Source organism: Klebsiella sp. CN_Kp075 (assembly GCF_040065055.2).
Taxonomy (GTDB): Bacteria; Pseudomonadota; Gammaproteobacteria; order Enterobacterales; family Enterobacteriaceae; genus Klebsiella; species Klebsiella aerogenes.
The window spans coordinates 2,782,040-2,805,291 of the sequence record NZ_CM198050.1; the positions used below are offsets into that span (position 1 = coordinate 2,782,040).

Sequence of the window (23,252 nt, forward strand, 5' to 3'; positions counted from 1 at the left end):
ATGCGAAGGATCACAAACGGATGTGGTTGCGGGGGGCGCCAGGCGTCCCCCCGTTAGCGATTAATTAATGCGGTCTTTTACGATGAAGAAATAGCACAGCGCGCCGGTAAAGGTCACACAGGCGGCGATGACTAAGGCCAGGTTAAAGGAGTGCGTGGTGTCCACTACCCAACCGGTGACAACCGGCGCAAAAGAGGCGAAAACAAAGCTGCCGAAGTTCTGGATCGCCGCCACCGACGCGACTTTATTCTCGCTAACCATCACCTGAACCAGCCCCCAGGCCGAGGTCCCGGCAAAGTGGACGCAGAATAGGGCCATGGAGATAAACGCCACCGCCTGGGTCGGCGAACTCGATTGCACCACCAGCAGCGTGCCGAGCGCAGAAAGCGTCAGGCCAACCACAATGGCCGTTTTGCGCGTTTTCGCCAGATCGTACCCACGGCGCGCCAGCGCATCGACCACCAGCCCATTGACCCACATGCCCACCGCCGCGGCCAGAAACGGGATTGCCGCCACCCAGCCGGTTTTCGCCAGGCTCAATCCCTGCTGCGCCTGCAGATAACCGGGCAGCCACGCGATATACAGCCAGCCGGTATAGTTAACCCCGGAGAAGCCTAAAATCATGCCCCAGGTGGTGCGCCGTTTGAACAGTGCCAGCCACTCGCTGAATACCAGCGTTGGGCGCGCTTTTTCCGGCGCCGCCAGATACTGGCGCTCCTCCTGTTGCAGATCGAACTGCGCGCGGTTGCGATACCACGCGTACCAGCACAGGCCCACAACGATCCCGGCAAGGCCGATAACCACGAACATGGTGCGCCAGCCCCAGGCTATCTGCATCAGCACCAGCGCCGGCGGCGCGATCGCCTGGCCAAGCACCGTTGACGAGTTAAAAATGCCGACCGCGGTGCCGCGCTCTTTTTGTACGTACCAGTCGGTAATGGATTTTACCCCCGCCGGCATAAACGGCGCTTCGCCAATCCCGAGGCCAATACGGAGCAAAATAAAGTGGCTAAAGGAGTTCACCACCCCGGTTAGCGCCTGCATCAGTGACCAGAAAATCAGCCCTGCCCCCAATACAATTCGCGGGCCGAAGCGATCGAGCAAAATACCCGAGGGCAGTTGAGCAAAGCCGTATGACAGAGAGAACGCCGACAGCAGCACGCCGAATTCCGTCGCGCTAAGCCCGAGATCGCCGCGAATAGCCTCACCGGCAACGCTTAATGACGAACGATCGAGGAAGTTGACGATACCGGCGATGAACAGCAGCGTCAGGGTGACTTTTTGCACCCGGCCAATGCGCACGGGTTTGGCGCCAGCTTCGCTGGCAAGGGTTTGTGTAGCCATAATTGCCTCTTACGATAAACAGCACGATGCGTTTAGGGTAAGTAAGGCAACTAGTCGGCTACCATACAAGAATTAAGGTTGAAATTAGCGTGGAAGATCACAAAGGGCGATTTTTTATCCTGCTACAAGACGCTATGCCCGCCCCCAGCCAGCAACGATGATCAGCATGCCGCATAGCGCAATCGCGGCCCCCGCCCAGTCAAAGTGACTTAGCTTCACACCATCGACGAAACGCAGCCACAGCAGCGCGGTGCAGACGTAGACGCCGCCATAAGCGGCATAGACTCTGCCGCTGGCCTCCGGGTGCAGGGTCAGTAGCCAGACGAACATCGCCAGCGCCATCGCGGTCGGGATCAACAGCAGCGGCGAACCGCCCCGCTTCAGCCATAGCCACGGCAGGTAACAGCCGATGATTTCGCACAGCGCGGTAGCAAAGAAAAGTAACGTGGTTTTCAGCATTAAAGTTTGGTAAATGAGACAATTTGTTGCACTAGTGTACGCGATAATGCGCAGGTACCCATGCCATTTTGTCCGGTAGGCGCGGGTAGCGAGTTGTAGTAAACTTGTCCAACTGGTTAACCCTTTTTATCACTCAAAGGAAATCGTGATGAAAATGACACGCAATAAACGCTGGTGCCTGACCGCCCTGCTGGCGGCAAGCGCAATGGTCTATACCGCTTCGTCCTTCGCGCAAACCGACAAACTGGTGATCGAGTCCGGCGACAGCGCGCAGAGCCGTCAGCAAGCCGCAATGGAAAAAGAGCAGTGGAACGATACCCGCTCGCTACGGCAGAAGGTAAATAAACGCGCGGAGAAAGAGTGGGACAAAACCGACGTCGCCTTCGATGCGCAGGATAACTGCCAGAAGAGCGCCAACGTCAACGCCTACTGGGAACCTAACACCCTGCGCTGTCTTGACCGCCGCACCGGTCGCGTTATTACGCCATAATTCCCCGGCGCCCGTGGGCGCCATCCTCTATTAATGCACACAGGATTTCCCATGTCTGACGCCCCTCACGTCAAACTCCGCCCGCTTGAGCGCGAAGACCTGCGCTTCGTCCACCAGCTTGATAATAACGCCAGCGTAATGCGTTACTGGTTTGAAGAACCTTACGAGGCCTTCGTCGAACTCTCTGACCTTTACGACAAACACATTCACGATCAAAGTGAACGCCGTTTCGTTATCGAATGCGATGGCGAAAAAGCCGGGCTGGTTGAACTGGTGGAGATAAACCACGTTCACCGTCGCGCCGAGTTCCAGATTATCATCTCCCCGGAATATCAGGGCAAAGGGCTGGCGACGCGCGCCGCTAAGCTGGCAATGGACTACGGCTTTACCGTTCTCAATTTGTATAAGCTGTATCTGATTGTTGATAAAGAAAACGAAAAAGCGATCCACATCTACCGCAAACTCGGTTTCATGGTCGAAGGCGAGCTGATTCACGAGTTCTTTATCAACGGCGAATACCGCAATACCATTCGCATGTGCCTGTTCCAGCATCAGTACCTTGAGAAACATCGTCCTCAAGGCCAGACGCTGCTCAAGCCCACCGCTCAGTAATAGTCGATAGTGTTTTTGATGCTGTAATGTCGCGTCACCGCCGGCTGGACGCTTTCATCGACAACCTGCATCTCGCAGCGGATTGGGTTGTCGTGATCGTCATAGTCGCAGGTTTGCTTCACCTTACCTAACGCGCGGTCGTTAAATACGCTCACCGCGCTGTAATCGAGCTTTTTACGCGGATCGGTGGACGGCGTCGATACGACGCTGAAGCGCTCATCTTTCGCGGTGGTGGTTTTGCCCAGCGGATAACCTTCGCTGTCATAGCGATAGCTGGAAGTGCTTTCTTTCCCGCGAGCCGTCACCACAAACCCGTTGTCATCGGTCTCCCAGCTGACGCCCGCCGCCGGCATCTCGGCGAGCTGGCATTTCCCCTGCAGCCGCAGGCGTTTCTCCTGCGTTTGCGCATCCAGATAGTAATTCGCGTCAAGTACCAGCGTGGCGCCGGTTTTATTTTCGAGGTCGGTAAAATCCAGCAGATCAAAACACCCTTCTGCCGACACCTGGGCACGCACCCGCTTCACCATTTCCCCCTGGTCGTCGAACAGGATCTGAGTAAACGTTTTCACCGGGCCGCGCAGCGGGTCGAACTCAAACTCATTGGAAAAACTGGCCATCTCCGGGGTAAACGCCGCCGGCGTTGATGGCTTATCGCAGGCGCTGAGCAGCAACGCTGCCGGGATCAGCAAAAACAGTTTATTCACAGCCGCTACCTTTTTGGGAATATTCCAATCATTTTAGCAAATACAATTATTTACACCAATTCTGCTATGCTTAAAAATGGATGACATCAATAAGGAGCTTATGATGAAACTATCCCCATGGTTGTGCGCGGTCCTGCTGCTGGGTTCGGCATCCGCACTGGCAGCGCCGGACTCCTGCGAGCGGGTAAAGGGCGAGATCCAGCAAAAGATCATCAACAACGGCGTTCCGGCTTCTGGTTTCAGCCTGGCCATTGTACCGAACGATCAGCCTGACCAGCCCGGCGCTCAGGTGGTTGGCCACTGCGCTAACGACACCTTCAAGATAATCTATACCCGCAACGGCGACGCGACGGCGACCGATTCAGACGGGCAATAACCGCCGCTTTCGAGTGAAGGATCTTATCTCTGGTTGACCGGAGATAAGATTCACCTACCCCTATTTAAGTATTATTCCTCACCCATGCGCCAGCAATCCTGCGGTTGCCAGCGGCATTTCGCATAATAAAAATCATGGAGTGAGCACAATGTCCAACCCTGAACATCCCGGCGGCGTCAGTCGTCGCGCCCTCATAAAATCCTCAGCAATCGGTTCCCTGGCCCTGGCCGCCGGCGGCCTGTCGTTGCCTTTCAGTCTACGCGCCGCGGCCGCCGCCGTGCAGCAAGCCACCGGAGCAGAAGAAAAAACCGTCTGGGGTGCCTGCTCGGTTAACTGCGGCAGCCGCTGCGCGCTGCGCCTGCACGTTCGCGACGACGAAGTGGTGTGGGTGGAAACCGATAATACCGGCCACGATATTTACGGCGATCATCAGGTTCGCGCCTGCCTGCGCGGGCGTTCTATCCGCCGACGTATCAATCACCCCGATCGTCTTAACTATCCAATGAAACGCGTAGGCAAACGCGGCGAAGGAAAATTCGAACGCATTAGTTGGACCGAAGCGCTGGATACCATCGCCGAAAGTCTGAAACGCGTGGTAAAAGAGTACGGCAACGAAGCGGTCTATATTAACTACTCTTCCGGGATTGTCGGCGGCAATATGACCCGCTCTTCCCCTTCCGCCTCGCCGGTGATGCGGCTGATGAACTGCTACGGCGGATCGCTCAACCAGTACGGCACCTACAGTACGGCGCAGATCGCCTGCGCCATGCCCTATACCTACGGTAGCAACGACGGTAACAGCACTTCGGATATTGAAAACAGTAAACTGGTGGTAATGTTCGGCAATAACCCGGCGGAAACCCGCATGAGCGGCGGCGGCATTACCTGGTACCTGGAGCAGGCCCGTGAGCGTTCCAACGCCCGCATGATCGTCATCGACCCACGCTATACCGATACCGCGGCCGGGCGTGAAGATGAGTGGATCCCCATTCGTCCCGGTACCGATGCGGCGCTGGTCGCCGGTATCGCCTGGGTATTGATTAATGAAAATCTGGTAGACCAGCCGTTCCTCGATAAATACTGCATCGGCTACGATGAGAAAACCTTGCCGGCCGATGCTCCGGCCAACGGCCACTATAAAGCCTATATTCTCGGCCAGGGGGACGACGCGACCGCCAAGACGCCACAGTGGGCCTCGCGTATTACCGGTATTCCCGCCGATCGCATCATTAAACTGGCGCGCGAAATCGGTATGACCAAACCCGCCTATATCTGCCAGGGCTGGGGGCCGCAGCGCCAGGCGAACGGCGAGCTCTCCGCGCGGGCTATCGCCATGCTGCCGATTTTAACCGGCAACGTCGGCATCAACGGCGGCAACAGCGGCGCCCGCGAATCGACCTATACCATCACCATTGAGCGTCTGCCGGTACTGGAAAATCCGGTAAAAACCGCCATCTCCTGCTTTAGCTGGACCGACGCTATCGCCCGCGGGCCGGAGATGACCGCCACCCGCGACGGCGTGCGCGGCAAAGAGAAGCTGACGGTCCCCATCAAATTCCTGTGGAACTATGCTGGCAACACCATCATTAACCAGCATTCCGACATCAATAAAACCCACGATATCCTACAGGACGAGAGCAAATGCTCGACGATCGTGGTTATCGAAAACTTTATGACCTCGTCGGCAAAATATGCCGATATTCTGCTGCCGGACCTGATGACCGTAGAACAGGAAGATATCATTCCTAACGACTATGCCGGCAATATGGGCTATCTGATTTTCATCCAGCCCGCCACCACGGCGAAGTTCGAACGCAAACCTATCTACTGGATCCTAAGTGAAGTGGCAAAACGCCTTGGCGACGACGTGCATCAGCGCTTCACCGAAGGCCGGACTCAGGAGCAGTGGTTACAGTACCTGTACGCCAAAATGGTCGCTAAAGATCCGGCGCTGCCGGGCTATGACGAGCTCAAAAAAATGGGCATTTACAAGCGTAAAGACCCGAACGGCCATTTCGTCGCCTATCGCGATTTCCGTCGCGATCCTGAAGCGCATCCGCTAAAAACGCCTTCCGGCAAAATTGAGATTTACTCCAGCCGCCTCGCCGAAATTGCCGCCCGCTGGGAGCTGGAAAAAGGCGACGTCATCAGTCCGCTGCCGGTCTATGCCTCCACCTTTGAAGGCTGGGACGATCCGTTACGCAGCCAGTTCCCGCTACAAATGTTTGGCTTCCATTATAAGGCGCGTACCCACTCCAGCTACGGCAACGTCGATATCTTACAAGCGGCCTGCCGCCAGGAAGTGTGGCTTAACCCTCTCGATGCCGGAAAGCGCGGGATTAACAACGGTGACATGGTGCGCGTCTTTAATCAGCGCGGCGAACTGCGTATTCCGGCGAAGGTCACGCCGCGTATTATGCCTGGGGTGACGGCGATGGGTCAGGGAGCATGGCACGATGCCAATATGTCTGGCGATCGCGTCGACCACGGCGCCTGCATGAATACCCTCACCACCCACCGGCCTTCACCGCTGGCGAAGGGAAATCCGCAGCATACCAACCTGGTCGAAATCGAGAAGGTTTAAGGAGTAAACCATGAGCGCTCAATACGGATTTTTTATCGATTCCGCCCGTTGCACCGGCTGCAAAACCTGCGAGCTGGCCTGTAAAGACTACAAGAACCTGACGCCGGACGTCAGCTTCCGTCGTATCTATGAGTATGCCGGCGGCGACTGGCAGGAGGACAACGGCGTCTGGAATCAGAACGTTTTCGCCTATTACCTCTCTATCGCCTGTAACCACTGCGAAGACCCGGCGTGCACCAAGGTCTGCCCGAGCGGGGCGATGCACAAGCGCGAAGACGGTTTTGTGGTGGTCAATGAAGAGGTGTGCATCGGCTGTCGCTACTGCCATATGGCCTGCCCGTATGGCGCGCCGCAGTACAACGCCGCCAAAGGGCATATGACCAAATGCGACGGCTGTCACGAGCGTGTCGCACAAGGCAAGAAACCGATTTGCGTCGAGTCCTGCCCGCTGCGCGCGCTGGACTTCGGGCCGATTGCCGAACTGCGGGAAAAACACGGCCAGCTGGCCGCCGTGGCGCCGCTGCCTTCAGCGCACTTCACCAGGCCGAGCATTGTGATAAAACCTAACGCCAACAGCCGTCCGTGTGGCGATACCACCGGCTATCTGGCCAATCCGCAGGAGGTCTGAAATGGGAAATGGATGGCATGAATGGCCGCTGGTTCTGTTTACGGTACTGGGGCAATGCGTCGCTGGCGCAGTCATCGTCAGCGGCCTGGGCTGGGTGTCGCTCTCCGGTCAGCGCGAAGCGCGAGAGCGGCTGGTGCGCAGCATGTTCTTTATCTGGCTATTGATGGGAATAGGTTTTCTCGCTTCCGTAATCCATCTCGGCTCGCCGCTACGCGCATTTAATTCACTGAACCGCATTGGCGCTTCAGCGCTCAGTAATGAAATCGCCAGCGGCGCCCTCTTCTTCGCCGTTGGCGGATTCTGGTGGCTACTGGCGGTGCCAGGAAAAATGCCGGAGGCGCTCGGCAAAATCTGGTTGTTTCTCACCATGCTACTGGGGTTGCTGTTTGTGATGGCGATGACCCGCGTCTACCAAATTGACACCGTGCCGACGTGGTATAATGGCTACACTACCAGCGCGTTCTTCCTGACGGTACTACTCAGCGGGCCGCTGTTCGCCGCCCTGCTGCTGAAGCTGGCGAAAGTTGACTTCAACGGCTGGTTTTTTGCCGCGATTAGCGTCGCCGCCCTCATCATCAGCGTAGCCGTTGTTGTTTTGCAAAGCGCTGACCTCGGCACGATCCACAGTTCAGTACAACAGGCGAACGCCCTTCTTCCGGATTACGGCAGACTGCAGGTTCTACGGCTGATCCTGCTGGCGCTCGGTCTCGGCTGCTGGCTGTGTCCGCTTCTCCGCCGCCAGCCGCCGCGCGCCGCCGGGTTATTGATCGGGCTGATAATGGTTTTAGTCGCGGAGTGTATAGGCCGCGGCCTGTTTTATGGCCTGCATATGACCGTAGGTATGGCGGTTGCGGGTTAACGAGACGGCGCGCCTGTGCGCGCCGCAGTAAGGAATAGGGTAATGATGCAGATCCCAAATCGCGACGCCGTCGCACTAAGCGCCCGTACGCTGGGCGCGCTGTTCTCTTTTGTACCGGACAGCGAGCAAAACGCGCCGCTGGTCGCCGCTTTTCTCGATGGTAGCTGGCAGCCGCAGTGGCCGTTCCCGGTCTCCGATTCACTGGCAATGGAATTCGCCGCCAGCAGCGACGAGACGCTGCCGCAAGCCTGGCAGCGTCTGTTTATCGGCCCATGGGCGCTGCCCGCTCCGCCGTGGGGCTCGGTGTGGCTGGATAAAGAGTCGGTGTTATTCGGCGACTCGACGCTTGCGCTGCGCGAATGGATGCGGGCCAGCGGTATCGCGCTGGCTCTTGAGCGCAACGAACCCGAAGATCACTTCGGCACCTTGCTGCTGCTGGCTGCATGGCTGTGCGAAACAAATCAGGATGAGTTGTTTGCGCAACTGCTGGCCTGGCATCTGCTGCCGTGGTCCGGGCGTTTCCTGAGCGTCTTTATGGAAAACGCCGGGCATCCGTTCTATCGGGCGCTGGGCCAACTGGCGCAGTCGACGCTGGCTAACTGGCAGGCACATTTGCCCATCGCGGTGGCAGAAAAGCAGCTGTATCGTTAACTCACCCGCCGCGTCGATCCCCGGCGCGGCACTTATAGCTTTTGCATCTAAGGTTATTCCCTATCACAATAACGCCATGACTCCCAATTTCACGCCCGCTAATGCACCGTCTTCATAACTATCCTGATGTGCAGGTGATGTTCCGTCGCCTGCTCATCGCCACGCTCGTCGGCATCTTTGCGGCGCTGGCCGTGGCGCTGTTTCGCCACTCGATGGTCGTGCTGGAAACATTATTTCTCGGTAACGATAGCGGTAGCCTGGTGAACGCCGCACAGTCGCTGCCGTGGTGGCGTCGGCTGCTGACGCCAGCGCTTGGCGGACTGGCCGCGGGGACATTGCTGTGGTTATGGCAACGGCGCAGCGTGTCGCGTCCGCACGCCCCGACCGATTACATGGAAGCGCTGGAAACCGGCGATGGTTGTTTCGATACGCCGGCAAGCCTCGTGAAATCGCTGGCGTCGCTGCTGGTGGTTGTGACCGGCAGCGCCATTGGCCGCGAAGGAGCCATGATCCTGCTGGCCGCGCTGGCCGCCTCGCTGTTCGCCCGCCGCTTTACCCCGCGCGCTGAATGGAAGCTGTGGGTCGCCTGCGGCGCCGCCGCCGGGATGGCCAGCGCCTATCATGCGCCGCTGGCGGGTAGCCTGTTTATCGCCGAAATCCTCTTTGGCACTCTGATGCTGGCCTCGCTCGGCCCGGTAGTCATTTCGGCGGTAATCGCCCTGTTACTAACGAATCTGCTCAACGGCGGCGCCGCGCCGCTGTACCACGTCGTCTTTCAGCAAAACCTTAACGCGCTGCATTACGTTTTAATGCTGGCGACCGGCCTGCTGGCCGGGCTGTGTGGGCCGCTATTTATCTGGCTGATGAACTACAGCCACCGTGGCTTCGTGAGGCTGAAACTGTCACCGCCGTGGCAGCTGGCGATGGGTGGACTGATCGTCGGCATGTTATCGCTCATTACCCCAGCGGTGTGGGGCAACGGTTATAGTGTGGTGCAAAGCTACCTGCTGTCGCCGCCGCTATTTAGCGTCATTATCATCGTCTTTGTCTGTAAGCTGTTGGCGGTGCTGGCCAGCAGCGGCTCCGGCGCCCCGGGCGGCGTCTTTACCCCGACGCTTTTCGTCGGGCTGGCGCTGGGCATGCTGTTCGCCAGTTTTAGCGGGCTGTGGTTAGATAACGATCAGAACATGGCGATTATGATTGGGTTAACCGGGATGGCGGCGTTTCTCGCCGCGACAACGCATGCGCCGATTATGTCAACGCTGATGATTTGTGAGATGACCGGGCAGTATGTGCTGCTGCCCGGTTTATTGATCGCCTGCGTACTGGCCTCGGTACTGTCGCGAACGTTACGCCGGGATTCGATCTATCGCCATGACGCTGCCGAGAACGTCTAAGTCAACATACTGGCTGAGTTCACGTTGTTCGGCGCGCGGCAGATAAGGCAGCTCGCCAATAAGCGGCGCGGGTAGCTTTTTGCTCAGTACATCAATGATTTCAGCGTAGTGCGCAAGACCAGGATTAATGCGGTTGGCGACCCAGCCGATTAATGGCAAACCGTCGTTAGCCACCGCCTGAGCGGTCAACAGGGCATGGTTGATACACCCTTCCTGAATACCCACCACCAGCACTACCGGCAGTTGTTCCTGTACCACCCACTCGGAGAGCGGGCGTAAATCGTTCATCAGGCTGCGCCAGCCGCCGGTACCTTCCACTACGACATGATCGACCCTGCCGCTGAGCTGCTGCAGCCCGTCGCTGAGTAAACCGTAGTTGATCGGGCAGCTGTGCGCCACGCTGCTTTCTTCTTCGCTTAACGCGATGGGATTGACAGCATCATACGGCAGCGACAACGTCGACACGCTCTGTAATACCAGCGCGTCTTTATTACGCAGTCCGTCCGGCGTCTCTTTGCTGCCCTTCGCCACAGGCTTATACCCGGCGACGCTTTTACCGCTGGCAGCAAGTGCCTGCAGCAACGCGCGGGAAACTACCGTCTTCCCGACAGCAGTGTCAGTACCTGTTATAAAGAAACGCTTAAACATCACTAACCCCAAAGTTGTCTATACGAAAGATACATAAGAGAAATAATCAACAGTGGGAAAAGTCTACGCGAAGCCGTCGGGGCCCAGATTGAGATAGCGCAATTTTTGGTGCGACTATGAAAAAATGTTAACCCTGTAACAGTCGGATAAGGAGCGATCCGTTATAGAGGGCGTCTTTCACCAGAGCCGCGCCAGCCATCGTGCCGCGGTTTGAGAACTGGGTACTCTCAACCGCAATTTGACGACTATATGCTGGCAGCGCCTGTTGCCGAATACAGTCAGAAATTGCCGGAAACAAAATATCGGATGCCTGGTTGAACGGCGAACCGATAAGGATTTTTTGTGGATTAAACAGGTTAACCATAATGGCCAGAATACGCCCCACGTGCGTACCAACACCGGTAATGATGTCCCGCGCCAGTAAATCACCCTGCTGCGCCGCCTGGCATAACCATTCAACGCTCAACTGCTGCTGATGCAGCATCGAGCTCATCGATTTTGCCATGCGCATCTGCGCCAGTTCCAGCACGCTTTCGATGCTGGCGATGGTTTCCAGGCAGCCGTGATTGCCGCAGTAGCAGCGTTTTCCATAAGGGTCGACCTGGGTATGGCCGATCTCCACCAGGCTACTACTACCGGCATGCAGCAGGCGGCCATCGGTGATGACGCCAGCGCCGACGTTGTGGTCGATCACCACCTGGATGACGTCACGCGCCCCGCGTGACGCGCCAAACAACGATTCGGCCATGGTCCAGGCGCTGATATCGTGCTGAATATAGACCGACACCCCGGTGTGATTAGCCAGCGTTTCACCAAGCGGCATGTCTTTCACATCGTCGTAAAATGGCATCCGGTGAATGATGCCGTTTTCAGTATCGATGATCCCTGGCAAGGTGATGGCGATAGCGGTAAGGCGCTCGAGCTTGTGCTGATGGCGAATAAAAAACTGGTCGATATGCTCGATGATCCGCGTCAGCAGCGGTTGCGCATGCTGCAGCGGCAGTTCCAGTTGTTCTTCCACCACCAGTTTGCTGCTCAGATCGCGCAGCGCCAGATGAATCTCCCCCCGGCTGATGCGCAACGACAAATAATGCCAGGCTTCCGTTTCAACCATCAGCCCGACCGCCGGGCGGCCGCGGCTCCCCGGCTCCTGGATTTCGGTCTCCTGCACCAGATGCGCTTCCAGCATCTCGCGAACAATTTTGGTAATGCTGGCCGGCGCCAGTTGCGCAAATCGGGAAAGGTCGATACGCGACACCGGGCCAAGCTGATCAATCAGGCGATACACGGCTCCTGCGTTGGTCTGCTTTATTTGATCGATATGGCCTGGTTGACTGTCCGCTACCACCGTTGACTCCCTTTATTTTCGCGCTTCGAAATAAACTTTCGGCTATGGTGAAGCACTTCGATGGTACACGTCAAATTTTTACTTAGCCTTGTGATTTACCGCACGTTTTTGGGTCTTTTTTGTCTCATTTTGCTAACGCGGCGGCGGCGAGGAGATAATCGCGAAAACGCTGCGCCGCCAGTCCCTGTTCGCGATGTTTGGCCCACACCAGCCACATTTCCGACACCGCATCGGGTTCACTAATCGGCAACCAGCGCATTTCATTCAGCTGCACCCGCTTAAACGAGGCCGGTAGGATTGATACCCCAAGACCAGAAGCCACCAGGCCGATGATGGTCATGGCCTCGCCGACCTCCTGGGTGATAACCGGCGCGGTACCGTAGCGGCGCATCAGTCCGAGAATATCGTCGTACAGGCCGGTACCAACGTGCGGGTCGAAAAAGACAAACGGCTCGCGCGCCAGCTCAAGCAGACTGACCGCCTGCTGACGGGCCAGAGGATGATCGCTGGGCACCATCGCCAGTAGCGGTTCGCGCAGCACTTTTTCCCAGCTCAGCGTATCCGGCAGCTGCGTGTTGCGCATCAGGCCAAGGTCAAGCGCCCCTTCAGTTAACGGCACTATCTGTTCGCGGGTGTTGGTTTCGCGAGTCTGGATATGGACATCGGGAAAGCGGCGGCGAAAAGTGGAAAGCGTATCGGAAACCGCTTTGATAAATGGCGCCGATGAGGTGAAACCAATGCGCAGTTCACCGGTTTCGCCGTGATGCAGGCGCCCGGCACGGGCGGCGGCATCTTCAACTTGCGTCAGAATTTGTCGGCTATCGGCGAGAAATTGCTTCCCCGCAGCCGTCAGGCTGACGCTGCGGTTAGTACGGGCAAACAGTCGCGCGCCAATTTGCTGTTCGAGAATCTGAATCTGCTGGCTTAACGGCGGCTGAGAGATGTTGAGGCGCGCCGCCGCACGGCCAAAATGTAGCTCTTCCGCCACGGCGACGAAGTAACGCAAATGACGCAGCTCGATATTCATATTTAAAACATCTTATTTGAGATTATTAATATATTAGACGGAATATTTACAATTTTATACCCTAAAAATGTGAGCTGAATGGTCACATCAGTTTGTTTGTAATCCAGCTGTATATAAGCAAGGAATTCTCCGTGAGCAACACAACAACCGCCGGCACCGCGCCGGCGAGCAGCGCCGGTGATAAGGCGGTAAACCAGCCAAATCAATTTATTAAACGCGGTACCCCGGCGTTTATCCGCGTCACCCTGGCGCTGTTTTCCGCCGGACTGGCAACCTTCGCCTTGCTTTACTGCGTGCAGCCCATTCTGCCGGTGCTGTCGGGCGAGTTCGGCGTAAGCCCCGCCAGCAGCAGTATTTCGTTATCGATTTCCACCGCGATGCTCGCCGTCGGCCTGCTATTTACCGGCCCGCTGTCGGATGCCATTGGCCGTAAACCGGTGATGGTCACCGCGTTACTGCTGGCCGCGTGCTGCTCCCTCTTATCAACAATGATGACCAGTTGGCACGGGATTCTGATCATGCGCGCGCTGATTGGTCTTTCGTTAAGCGGCGTAGCCGCCGTTGGGATGACTTATCTCAGCGAGGAGATCCACCCAAGCGTGGTGGCGTTTTCAATGGGGCTTTATATCAGCGGTAACTCGATAGGCGGCATGAGCGGCCGCCTGCTCACCGGGGTCTTTACCGATTTCTTCGGCTGGCGCGTGGCGCTGGCGGTGATAAGCGCCTTCGCCCTCGCGGCGGCAATCATGTTCTGGCGTATTCTTCCCGAGTCGCGCCACTTCCGCCCTATTTCGTTGAAACCGAAAACGCTGCTGATTAACTTCCATCTGCACTGGCGCGATCGCGGCCTGCCGCTATTGTTCCTCGAAGGTTTCCTGCTGATGGGCGCATTTGTGACCCTGTTTAACTATATTGGCTACCGCTTGATGATGTCGCCGTGGTCGCTGAACCAGGCAGTGGTCGGTCTGCTGTCGGTCGCCTACCTGACCGGGACCTGGAGTTCGCCAAAAGCCGGCGCGTTGACGGTGCGCTATGGCCGCGGACCGGTGATGCTGTTCTTTATTGCGGTGATGCTGTTTGGCCTGCTGATGACGCTATTCTCGCCGCTGTGGCTGATTTTCATCGGCATGTTGCTGTTCTCTGCCGGCTTTTTTGCCGCGCACTCGGTCGCCAGCAGTTGGATCGGCCCACGGGCGCGTCGCGCGCGTGGCCAGGCTTCTTCGCTATATTTGTTCAGCTATTATCTGGGTTCCAGTATTGCGGGGACGCTGGGCGGGGTCTTCTGGCATCACTACGGCTGGAACGGCGTCGGCGGCTTTATCGCGCTCCTGTTAATGGCCGCGCTGCTGACCGGCGCCTGTTTGCACAACCGCCTGAAATAATCGTTAAACGACGTGACCTTACGGGTCACGTCCGCTCACCATAGCCCGAGCACCGACGGCAACCCCAACAGTTCTCTGAGAGCATCCATAGAGAGCAGTGCGAAAAACACCCACGTGAACGGATTCATACTCGCCTCCGCTGACAGCCAGCGCCTGTTATCAGTGTAGCCGCTGGCGTGGCGCGCCGTCCGTTATAGTCATCACATGCGCATTTTTCGCCGCACGCAAAATGTCGTGCCCACGACTCGACCAAATCCCCCCGACGCGCTAGTGTACCCACTGACAACAGATTTATTTCACTCGCCACAGGCCAGCAGAGACTATGACTGAAAACAACAACTATCAGCAGCTCACCCGCACTTTCCAACGGCTCTCCCGCTTCTCGCACCTTGCCGCCATCGCCGGCTGGGATATGTTCGCCATGATGCCGCCCGGCGGCAGCCGCGCGCGCGGCGAAGCGCTGGCGGAGCTCGGGGTGCTGCAGCACCAAATTTTGACCGATAAGAAGGTTGGCGAATGGCTGGAAAACGCCCTGCAGGAAGATCTTAACGATCTGGAGCAAGCTAACCTGCGCGAAATGACCCGGCAGTACCAGCAGGCGGCGCTACTGCCGGAGAGCCTGGTGGAGGCGAAATCACTGGCCGGCAGCCGCTGCGAACACGCGTGGCGCAGCCAGCGTCCGGCTAACGACTGGCAGGGATTTGCCGAAAACCTGTGCGAAGTCGTTAAGCTCAGTCGCGAAGAGGCGCAGATCCGAGCCGAAGCGAAAGGGTGTTCCCGCTACGACGCCCTACTGGATATTTTTGAACCCGACATGACCAGCGCGCGTCTTGACGTGCTATTCGCCGATCTGAAATCCTGGCTGCCGTCGCTGCTGGCAAACGTCGTCGATAAGCAAGCGCAGAAGACGCTGCTCGAGCCACAGGGGCCCTTCGCCATCGCCGATCAGCGTGAGCTGGGCCTGGAAGCGATGCGGGTTTTAGGCTTTGATTTTGACGGCGGGCGTCTGGATATTAGCGCACACCCCTTCTGCGGCGGCGTGCCAGAGGACGTCCGGATCACCACCCGCTATAACGAAAACGATCTGCTCAGCGCGCTATTTGGCGTGATCCACGAAACCGGCCACGCTCGCTATGAACAGAACCTCCCGCGTAACTGGGTCGATCAGCCGGTTGGGCTGGCTCGCTCAACGGCGATTCACGAATCTCAGAGTCTGTTCTTCGAAATGCAGCTTGGCCGCAGCGAAGCCTTCCTCAACCGCCTGCTGCCCGCCGTGCGTCAGCGCTTTGGCGACCAGCCGGCGTTCAGCGCGGAAAACTTTATCGCCTGGAACCAGCGCGTGAAGCCGGGCTTCATTCGCGTCGATGCCGACGAAGTCAGCTACCCGGCGCACGTCATTCTGCGCTATGAAATCGAGCGGGCGCTGATCGACGGCGATATTGAAGTAGACGATATTCCGGCCCTGTGGGATGAGAAAATGCAGAGCTGGCTGGGTATTTCGACCCTCGGCAACTATCGTGACGGCTGTATGCAGGATATTCACTGGACCGATGGCGGTTTCGGCTATTTCCCTTCCTATACGCTGGGGGCGATGTACGCCGCACAGCTGATGGCGGCCGCCAGACGCGCGCTACCGAATCTCGCTCAGGATATCGCCGGCGGCGATTTTAACGCCCTGTTCGACTGGTTGCGGCAAAATATCTGGCAACACGGCAGCCGCTTTACCACTTCGCAGCTGATTAAGAATGCCACCGGTGAAGATCTCAACAGCGAGTATTTCCGCCAGCACCTTACCGCCCGTTATCTCTAAGCCTGCGCGCCGGGGCCTGCTCCGGCGCTTTACCCCCGCCTTGCTCGTATTGTACAAACGGTTACACGCCGATACCAAACACTCACGGAAAGCTCGAAAAGACAAGCATATAGTTACTTCAACGGCCCCGCAGTGGGGTTGAAATGAAGAAACCTTTTCGAGGATATCAGAATGAAAAAAGTATTAGCTCTGGTCGTTGCCGCTGCTATGGGTCTGTCTTCCGCTGCTTTCGCTGCTGATGCAGTAAGCACCACTCAGGCACCTGCTGCTGCAACTCACAGCACCACTGCCAAGACCACTCACCATAAAAAACATCACAAAGCTGCCGCCAAACCAGCTGCAGAACAGAAGGCTCAGGCTGCCAAGAAACACAAAAAAGCCGCGGCAAAACCTGCTGTAGAGCAAAAAGCTCAGGCAGCGAAAAAACACCACAAAGCCGCCACTAAACCGGCTGCGCAGAAAGCTCAGGCTGCCAAAAAGCACCACAAAACTGCCGCTAAACCAGTAGCGCAGAAAGCTCAGGCTGCCAAAAAACACCACAAAACCACTAAACACACCGCAGCTAAACCTGCTGCTCAGCCGGCTGCATAATCTTTCCGGTTAGTCTGGTCTTGTATAAATCGGCGCTGTTTCAGCGCCGTTTTTTTCTGGAGAGCGCTATGCTGCGACGTTATCGTTTTGAGCTCATCCTGATACTGCTGATAATCTGCGCGCTGGTGGCAACCCGCTTTTTCCTCTATTAGGCGCCGCTAATCTTCCCCCTCAATGGGAAAACCGGCTTCACGAATAGCCTGACGGCAATCGCTGACTCCTGCAGCATATCCCGCTTCAATTTCACATACCGGGCTCGCGCTGGAGAAAGGCAAGCGAATCGGCGTCGCCAGTTGACGTTCCAGCTCGCTAATTTTTTGCCGCGCCGCCAGCAACTCCACCGCCAATTCAGCGGCCGACACTTCGGTTTTCGCTCCTGTAATCACCGCCCGTAATTGCGTCTCATCGATAGTCATCATGCCCGCCAGTTCTGCATTCACTGGCAGATATTATAGCCAACGCCACCTCAGCGGCGCTGGCGGCTCGTTACAGGGCATGTACCGCCTCAATCACGAGATAACCCATCGCTCCCCACATAAAAATTGAAACTAACGAAACATAAACTAACGCGCGAATACCTTGTTTAGACATACACCCTCCCACTGCGGGAAATGACCTTGTGCTTATGATGGCCGGGTCAACCTCACATTTCACTCAATGGGAACCGGCGAAAACAATGTTTACAGTGAGAAAATGTTTCGTAGTGAAAATAATTGAGAAGATGGTAAAAAAACGCCAATGACGATGAACTTTTGCGTACTTCAGGCAACTAAAACGCCCGCTAAAAATTGCGCTTTGCGAATGTCCTGCAAGGCAAAGTGATTATTTTTCCCGCGCTTTACGTACGTTCCGATACACGAATTATGTTGCGTTGCCCGCCGCTTTCTGCGGAAATGACGACAGCAGAGATTATGCGTTAACCCTCTGAATTACCATGGTTCTCGCAGAGATGAAATGTCTTCAGGAGTCGTTTTATCTGCCGTTTGGCTTAATAAAAATTATTCTTAACTTTCATAAACTTAAATCTCCTGCTACTTTCAATAGACATAATTATCTCCCCAGAGAGTGATATGCGTAGAGACGTACTGTTATTACTGTGTTCGTTTTGTGTATTTCCCCTGTTTGCTCACGCCGATGATGACGGCATGAGCGCGAAAGATATCAAAACGCTTTTTTTCGGCCATGACGATCGTAAAGCGGTCAGCGATCCGGCCAGTTCCCCCTGGGATGCCATCGGTCAATTAGAAACCGCCAGCGGTAATCTGTGTACCGCAACGCTGATTTCTCCGCATCTGGCCCTCACCGCCGGTCACTGTTTGCTGCAGCCGCCGAAAGGCAAGCCGGACAAGGCCGTCGCGTTGCGTTTTATCTCGCGTAAAGGCAACTGGGTCTATGAAATTCACGGGATTGACGGCCGTACCGACCCATCGCTAGGCAAACGGCTTAAAGCTGACGGCGATGGCTGGATTGTCCCCTCTTCCGCAGCCCCCTGGGACTTTGGCCTGATCGTCCTGCGCTACGCGCCAGGCGGTATTACGCCTGTTCCTGTTTTTAGTGGTGATAAAGAAGCGCTGACCGCGGCGCTAAAAGCCACGGACCGCAAAGTGACGCAATCCGGCTACCCGGAAGATCATCTGGATAGCCTCTATAGCCACCAGGATTGTCTGGTGACGGGATGGGCGCAAACGTCGGTGTTATCGCATCAATGCGATACGCTACCGGGCGACAGCGGTTCTCCACTGCTGTTGAAAACGGATAACGGCTGGCAGGTCATTGCGGTGCAAAGCTCGGCGCCGGGGCCGAAAGATCGCTATCGCGCCGATAACCGGGCCATTGCCGTGACCGGTTTTCTCGACAAGCTGGAAGCGCTGGCCAAAGAGTAATTATCCCTGCTGCTGGCGCAGTTGAAGCAACGAGTCGATAGGCATCGGTTGGCTGAAATAAAATCCCTGCAGTCGATCGCATCCCGCCCGCCGCAGCAGCGCCAGCTGCTGCTGAGTTTCTACCCCTTCTGCAACCACGGTGATCCCCAGCGCATTAGCGATACGTACCGTGCCGCGCACCAGTTCTGCCGCCTGTGGGTCGACATCCACCACCCCGGCTAACGACTTATCAATCTTGAGGCTATCAAAACGACAGCTGCGTAGATAACCAATACTGGAATAGCCAATGCCGAAATCATCCAGCGCGACGGCGATACCCAACGCTTTCAGGTTCTCGATAGCCACGCGGGCGCGCTCCGGGTTTTCCAGTACATAGCTTTCGGTCACTTCAAGCTGCAGGCGGCGAGCAGGAAACTGACAGCGTCCCAGGGTTTGGACCACCCGCGTTTCGAATTCCGGGTCACGGAATTGCGCCGGTGAAATATTGACGGAAAGCAACAAATCCCCCATCGGTTGTAAGTCGTAACAGGCTTGCGATAAGGCAAATTGACCTAGCGCGTAGATCAAACCACTGCTTTCAGCGATAGAAATAAAAGCATCTGGCGCAAGTGGGCCTTCAGGCCGCCGCGGCCAGCGTAGTAACGCTTCAACTCCTTCCATCGCCAGCGTTTCGGCGTTGACGATCGGCTGATACCAGACGTCAAATTCGCCCCTTTCCAGCCCTTCCCGGATACCATTTTCAATGTGCAACTGGTGCTGACGCGTTTCGTTGAGGGTATCATCGTACCAGGCCGCTCTCCCCTTACCGCTCTTCTTCGCGTGATACATAGCCATGTCGGCGCGGCGGAATAACTCGGTACTGGAGCATAATGCCGGTACGCCGCTGGCAATACCGATACTGGCGCTGATGTATATTTTGCGCTCGCTGAGTTCAATAGGGGCTTTTAATAACTCAAGCACCGCCCAGGCAAACGCGGAAGCCTGATTAACCGCTTGTTCACCGCTGACGGTCATGGCGAATTCATCACCGCCCATCCGCGCCAGCATCGCCCCCGCCGGAACACGGTCGCGTAATTCGCGGGCAATGCGTGCGATTAGCGCGTCGCCAACATCATGGCCATAGTTGTCATTAACGTCTTTGAAGCCATCGAGATCGATAAATACCACGCTCTGCATTTCATTCTTGCCGCATTCGCCCATCGCATTTAAGCGTTCAATCAGCGCCCGACGGTTCGGCAAACGGCTCAGCCAATCGATTAACGCATTTTTTCGCGCCTGCTGTTCGCCGCGCGCCAGTTTGTATAACCCCAGGCTACTGAGCAGAATAAATAGCAGAATCAAACTCGCCGCCAGAATGGCGATGAGCCTGATGCTGTTTGACGCGGCTCGCGCCGCCTCCGCGCCAGGAAGACGCGGTTGCCAGCTCAGATATGCCAGCGTTTCCCCGCCTTCTGTGCGCAATGGTACGCTGTATTCGCCGGCGAGCTGCGTCGTATGCAGGCGATTAATCTGGAAAGTATTCCCCAGGTTTTCCAGCATGGTCGGATTAATGTGGCGGGTAATAACCAGATAGCGACGGGTCTTGTCATAAACCGGTAAGCGGCCGATCGTCGGGCGAATCAAGCCGATACCCACAAACGCGATACCCTCCCGGGTGCGGGTAATACCAGCAAAGGCATTTTCACCACGTCTCAGCGCGTTCGCGTGTTGCTCGATAAGGGCTTGCAGCCCGCTGCCAAAAAAACCAATATCGGGTTCGGTAAATGGCTCGCTGCGAAAAGCGCCCCACAGGATCCGGTAGTTTTCATCCAGGATAAAAGTCCCGTCGTAGAGATTATTAATCTTAAAACCCGACCCCCACGAATCATACAGCCAGCGTGGGTCAAGATGGGGCGTATAGGTTTGTTTAACCGCATCATCCCAAATCGAATTATCCAATACCAAAGACAACACCCGATTGACCGATGTCTGTACGGCCCCTTGCACCGAGAGCATCGAACGGTGCTTATCAATTTCATTGGTTTTTATACTGACCAGGTGTTGTGACAAATAGAAAAGAGAAATAACGGAGACCACCAGCCCCAGGCCGGCGAAAAAGACCAGTACAGAAAGAATTTTGGCAGAGGGAATATTCCGCCAGCCTGGCAAAGGGATCATGCGCTGTCCTCATAGCGGCCTACCGAAACCAGGCCGAATCTGCTTTTTAAGCGTAATACAGAGGACAGAATTTGCCGCCAGCTTACGCAGGCGGCATCATATCAAGCCAGTTTTATCAATACCATGCCGGCTACCAGCAGCACGACGCCAACCCAGCCTTTATGGTTAAGGCGTTGTCCAAAGAGGATCCAACCGGCGGCGATAGTCGCCGCGATCCCAAACCCTCCCCACAACGCATAAGCGACGGAAAGATCGATACCTTTTACCGCCTGCGAAAGAGCGCTAAAAGCCCCTAACACCGCCGCCAGCGACAGGATACCGTAGATTTTACGACGAAAACCGTCGGAAAATTTCAGAAATACGTTCGCGGTAATTTCCAGTACGATAGCCAGCGCCAGCCAGGCGCCGTGAATCCACTCAAACTGTTGCATGAGCTGTCTCCTCACGCTGTTTCACCGCTTTCTTTGTGCCGGACTTAATCAGCACAATACCCGCGACCAGCGTTGCCAGCCCGGCCAGTTTTACGATAGACAGGCTTTCATCGAACAGCAGCACGCTAAATACGGTAATCAACAGAATACCGATACCTTCCCATAGCGCATACGCCACACCGAGAGCAATCTTTTTAACGGCGAAGGCCAGGAAAATATATGAAAGCGCAATCATTGCCAGCATTAAAATATAGCCCGTATGACCGCCGCTGACGCTTGCCCATTTCATAGACAGCGTGCCGGTTATTTCAGCAACGATAGCTAAGGCTAATAAAATCCAATAAAACATAATCCCTTCTCCTGCTTGAGAATACAATCCATGACGGCTTACGAAGGTAAACCGAAAAAATTCTGACGTAGTTTTAGCCGTGCGCGGTGCGCCAGCTCAGGCAGAGAGAATGGGACTATAGCGCGGAGCGCCAGTGCTGTTCGCCAGCAAATCGGGAAAGGATGAAAGGTAATGCGTGATGAGTCGAAAAATAAAGGCTGAACTGATTGTTCATAAAATTACAATTATCCGCGGTGTTGCTTCTCGTCATTGCGGAAAAAAATTGTCCTCGGTAGTTAAACACAAGTAAATTTGTACCATAGTGTTAATATTAACTCAAAGTCTTTGCAATTCTTTACGTCTAAGGCGCGATTTCAATTAGTATTTTCTCAAACTGATCTCCATCATAAACGTGTATAGCAAAGTCGCTATGATCAAGGACGTTTTCATCTTTACCGTAAGGAACCCAATGGCCAAACCCATCATCACCCTTAATGGACTCAAGATCGTCATCATGCTGGGCATGTTGGTTATCATCCTTACGGGCATCCGTTTTGCCGCCGACATTATCGTCCCCTTTATCTTAGCGCTGTTCCTTGCGGTGGTGATCAATCCGCTGGTCCAGCTGATGGTGCGCTGTCGGGTGCCCCGGGTGCTGGCGATTTCGCTACTGGTGGGCGCTATCGTCCTGCTGGCGGTGGTACTGCTGGCGTCGCTTGGCACCTCGCTTAACGAACTGGCGCGCACTCTGCCGCAATACCGCACGTCGCTGGCCGAACCGCTAAAAACGGTCACGCCGTGGCTACAGCGCTTTGGTTTTACCGTCTCCGCCATTGAGCTGAATAAGTATATCGATCCCAACGCGGTGATGACGCTCGTTACCAGCCTGTTGACCCAGTTGTCGAATGCGATGTCGTCCATTTTTCTGTTGCTGCTCACCGTAGTATTTATGCTGTTGGAAGTGCCGCAACTGCCCGCCAAGCTCCAGCAGCTGATGTCGCGGCCGGTTGAGGGGATGGGCGCCATTCAGCGGGCGATTGATAGCGTGTCCCACTATCTGGTGCTGAAAACCGCGATAAGCCTGGTCACCGGACTGGTGGTCTGGGGTATGCTGGCGCTGTTGGACGTCCGTTTCGCCTTTATGTGGGGGCTGCTGGCTTTTGCGCTGAACTACATTCCCAATATCGGTTCGGTACTGGCAGCCATCCCGCCGATTCTGCAGGTAATGGTATTTGGCGGCCTGTATGAGGCGCTGATCGTCACTGCCGGTTACCTTATTATCAATCTGGTGTTCGGCAATATTCTCGAACCGCGCGTTATGGGCCGCGGGCTGGGGCTCTCCACGCTGGTGGTATTCCTGTCGTTAATATTCTGGGGTTGGTTGCTTGGCCCGGTCGGCATGCTGCTGTCGGTGCCGTTGACCATCATTGTGAAAATCGCCCTTGAGCAAACCAACGGCGGGCAGAGTATTGCTTTCTTACTCAGCGACTTAAGTAAAGAATAACCGGCAATCTGGCTGGCCTATCCGCCAGCCTTCCCCTCC

The 23,252-nt window shown here is 56.0% G+C and carries 25 protein-coding genes and 1 pseudogene; 14 read left to right on the forward strand and 12 right to left on the reverse strand.

The annotated features are described in order from the left end of the window. Positions 1-60: 60 nt before the first annotated feature. A complete protein-coding gene (locus ABLV78_RS13320) occupies positions 61-1,344 on the reverse strand; it encodes an MFS transporter (RefSeq protein WP_047048077.1) in 1,284 nt (427 codons plus the stop codon). A gap of 132 nt (positions 1,345-1,476) precedes the next feature. Continuing rightward, positions 1,477-1,865, reverse strand: a pseudogene (locus ABLV78_RS13325) (YnfA family protein). A gap of 86 nt (positions 1,866-1,951) precedes the next feature. On the opposite strand from ABLV78_RS13325, the gene ABLV78_RS13330 reads away from it, so the two are divergent. Beyond that, a complete protein-coding gene (locus ABLV78_RS13330; RefSeq protein WP_015366763.1) occupies positions 1,952-2,293 on the forward strand; it encodes a DUF1283 family protein in 342 nt (113 codons plus the stop codon). Between the two features lie 51 nt (positions 2,294-2,344). Then, a complete protein-coding gene (gene speG / locus ABLV78_RS13335; protein WP_015366764.1) occupies positions 2,345-2,905 on the forward strand; it encodes a spermidine N1-acetyltransferase in 561 nt (186 codons plus the stop codon). Here speG and ABLV78_RS13340 read toward each other — a convergent pair. After that, positions 2,899-3,609, reverse strand: a complete 711-nt coding sequence (locus ABLV78_RS13340) for a YnfC family lipoprotein (RefSeq protein ID WP_045394624.1) — start codon at positions 3,607-3,609, stop codon at positions 2,899-2,901. The two genes, speG and ABLV78_RS13340, sit on opposite strands and share 7 nt — an antisense overlap. 103 nt (positions 3,610-3,712) lie before the next feature. On the opposite strand from ABLV78_RS13340, the gene ABLV78_RS13345 reads away from it, so the two are divergent. From ABLV78_RS13345 to clcB, 6 genes are all read left to right on the forward strand, one after another. Further along, positions 3,713-3,985: a DUF1161 domain-containing protein gene (locus ABLV78_RS13345; protein WP_047048073.1), complete on the forward strand. Its 273-nt coding sequence runs from the start codon at positions 3,713-3,715 to the stop codon at positions 3,983-3,985. Positions 3,986-4,133: 148 nt separating this feature from the next. Then, on the forward strand, positions 4,134-6,569 hold the full coding sequence (ynfE, locus tag ABLV78_RS13350; RefSeq protein WP_047048069.1) for a selenate/tellurate reductase subunit YnfE: 2,436 nt from the start codon (positions 4,134-4,136) through the stop codon (positions 6,567-6,569). Between the two features lie 10 nt (positions 6,570-6,579). Continuing rightward, positions 6,580-7,197 carry a DMSO/selenate family reductase complex B subunit gene (locus ABLV78_RS13355; protein WP_101704515.1) on the forward strand — a complete coding sequence of 206 codons (618 nt, stop codon included), beginning with the start codon at positions 6,580-6,582 and terminating at the stop codon, positions 7,195-7,197. A gap of 1 nt (position 7,198) precedes the next feature. Beyond that, on the forward strand, positions 7,199-8,056 hold the full coding sequence (locus ABLV78_RS13360; RefSeq protein WP_047042927.1) for a DmsC/YnfH family molybdoenzyme membrane anchor subunit: 858 nt from the start codon (positions 7,199-7,201) through the stop codon (positions 8,054-8,056). A 42-nt stretch (positions 8,057-8,098) separates the two neighbouring features. Then, positions 8,099-8,707, forward strand: a complete 609-nt coding sequence (gene dmsD / locus ABLV78_RS13365; protein ID WP_045392302.1) for a Tat proofreading chaperone DmsD — start codon at positions 8,099-8,101, stop codon at positions 8,705-8,707. 101 nt (positions 8,708-8,808) lie between these two features. Next, a complete protein-coding gene (clcB, locus tag ABLV78_RS13370) occupies positions 8,809-10,104 on the forward strand; it encodes a voltage-gated ClC-type chloride channel ClcB (RefSeq protein ID WP_047042925.1) in 1,296 nt (431 codons plus the stop codon). Here the strand turns inward: clcB and bioD are convergent. The 3 genes from bioD to ynfL form a co-directional block, all read right to left on the reverse strand. Then, the gene (bioD, locus tag ABLV78_RS13375; RefSeq protein WP_045392306.1) at positions 10,057-10,752 is read right to left on the reverse strand and encodes a dethiobiotin synthase; all 696 of its coding nucleotides are present in this window, start codon (positions 10,750-10,752) and stop codon (positions 10,057-10,059) included. The two genes, clcB and bioD, sit on opposite strands and share 48 nt — an antisense overlap. A 127-nt stretch (positions 10,753-10,879) precedes the next feature. Next, on the reverse strand, positions 10,880-12,100 hold the full coding sequence (gene mlc / locus ABLV78_RS13380) for a sugar metabolism global transcriptional regulator Mlc (RefSeq protein ID WP_047042922.1): 1,221 nt from the start codon (positions 12,098-12,100) through the stop codon (positions 10,880-10,882). A 124-nt stretch (positions 12,101-12,224) separates the two neighbouring features. After that, positions 12,225-13,127, reverse strand: a complete 903-nt coding sequence (ynfL, locus tag ABLV78_RS13385) for a multidrug efflux transcriptional activator YnfL/SxtR(Kp) (RefSeq protein WP_047042919.1) — start codon at positions 13,125-13,127, stop codon at positions 12,225-12,227. A gap of 131 nt (positions 13,128-13,258) precedes the next feature. On the opposite strand from ynfL, the gene ynfM reads away from it, so the two are divergent. Then, positions 13,259-14,509: a multidrug efflux MFS transporter YnfM/SxtP(Kp) gene (ynfM, locus tag ABLV78_RS13390; RefSeq protein WP_045392312.1), complete on the forward strand. Its 1,251-nt coding sequence runs from the start codon at positions 13,259-13,261 to the stop codon at positions 14,507-14,509. A gap of 35 nt (positions 14,510-14,544) precedes the next feature. On the opposite strand, the gene ABLV78_RS13395 is transcribed toward ynfM, so the two are convergent. Further along, complete coding sequence (locus tag ABLV78_RS13395) at positions 14,545-14,637, reverse strand: KPN_01571 family protein (RefSeq protein WP_020078946.1); 93 nt, start codon at positions 14,635-14,637, stop codon at positions 14,545-14,547. Positions 14,638-14,831: 194 nt separating this feature from the next. On the opposite strand from ABLV78_RS13395, the gene ABLV78_RS13400 reads away from it, so the two are divergent. The 3 genes from ABLV78_RS13400 to ydgU all read left to right on the forward strand — a co-directional run bounded on the left by ABLV78_RS13400 (position 14,832) and on the right by ydgU (position 17,062). Beyond that, positions 14,832-16,319 (forward strand): carboxypeptidase M32, encoded by a 1,488-nt coding sequence (locus ABLV78_RS13400; protein ID WP_047042915.1) that lies wholly within the window; start codon positions 14,832-14,834, stop codon positions 16,317-16,319. Between the two features lie 171 nt (positions 16,320-16,490). After that, a complete protein-coding gene (gene asr, locus ABLV78_RS13405) occupies positions 16,491-16,910 on the forward strand; it encodes an acid resistance repetitive basic protein Asr (protein WP_045392316.1) in 420 nt (139 codons plus the stop codon). 68 nt (positions 16,911-16,978) lie between these two features. After that, a complete protein-coding gene (ydgU, locus tag ABLV78_RS13410; RefSeq protein WP_095103248.1) occupies positions 16,979-17,062 on the forward strand; it encodes a small membrane protein YdgU in 84 nt (27 codons plus the stop codon). A gap of 6 nt (positions 17,063-17,068) precedes the next feature. Here the strand turns inward: ydgU and ABLV78_RS13415 are convergent, their stop codons facing one another. After that, a complete protein-coding gene (locus ABLV78_RS13415; protein WP_052667954.1) occupies positions 17,069-17,326 on the reverse strand; it encodes a hypothetical protein in 258 nt (85 codons plus the stop codon). Between the two features lie 654 nt (positions 17,327-17,980). Between ABLV78_RS13415 and ABLV78_RS13420 the strand changes: the two genes are divergently transcribed. Further along, positions 17,981-18,793, forward strand: coding sequence for a trypsin-like serine peptidase (locus ABLV78_RS13420; RefSeq protein WP_047042911.1), 813 nt, complete (start codon positions 17,981-17,983; stop codon positions 18,791-18,793). On the opposite strand, the gene ABLV78_RS13425 is transcribed toward ABLV78_RS13420, so the two are convergent. From ABLV78_RS13425 to ABLV78_RS13440, 4 genes are all read right to left on the reverse strand, one after another. Then, the gene (locus ABLV78_RS13425) at positions 18,794-20,950 is read right to left on the reverse strand and encodes a putative bifunctional diguanylate cyclase/phosphodiesterase (protein ID WP_047042908.1); all 2,157 of its coding nucleotides are present in this window, start codon (positions 20,948-20,950) and stop codon (positions 18,794-18,796) included. A gap of 101 nt (positions 20,951-21,051) precedes the next feature. Further along, entirely contained in the window at positions 21,052-21,381 is a 330-nt protein-coding gene (mdtI, locus tag ABLV78_RS13430) for a multidrug/spermidine efflux SMR transporter subunit MdtI (RefSeq protein WP_045392324.1), read from the reverse strand. Then, positions 21,368-21,730 carry a multidrug/spermidine efflux SMR transporter subunit MdtJ gene (gene mdtJ, locus ABLV78_RS13435; RefSeq protein WP_021463805.1) on the reverse strand — a complete coding sequence of 121 codons (363 nt, stop codon included), beginning with the start codon at positions 21,728-21,730 and terminating at the stop codon, positions 21,368-21,370. Before mdtJ ends, mdtI begins: the two co-directional genes overlap by 14 nt. Positions 21,731-21,845: 115 nt before the next feature. Continuing rightward, complete coding sequence (locus ABLV78_RS13440; RefSeq protein WP_463731291.1) at positions 21,846-21,980, reverse strand: protein YdgV; 135 nt, start codon at positions 21,978-21,980, stop codon at positions 21,846-21,848. A 198-nt stretch (positions 21,981-22,178) separates the two neighbouring features. On the opposite strand from ABLV78_RS13440, the gene ABLV78_RS13445 reads away from it, so the two are divergent. Next, a complete protein-coding gene (locus ABLV78_RS13445) occupies positions 22,179-23,213 on the forward strand; it encodes an AI-2E family transporter (protein WP_047042905.1) in 1,035 nt (344 codons plus the stop codon). Positions 23,214-23,252 lie beyond the last annotated feature (39 nt).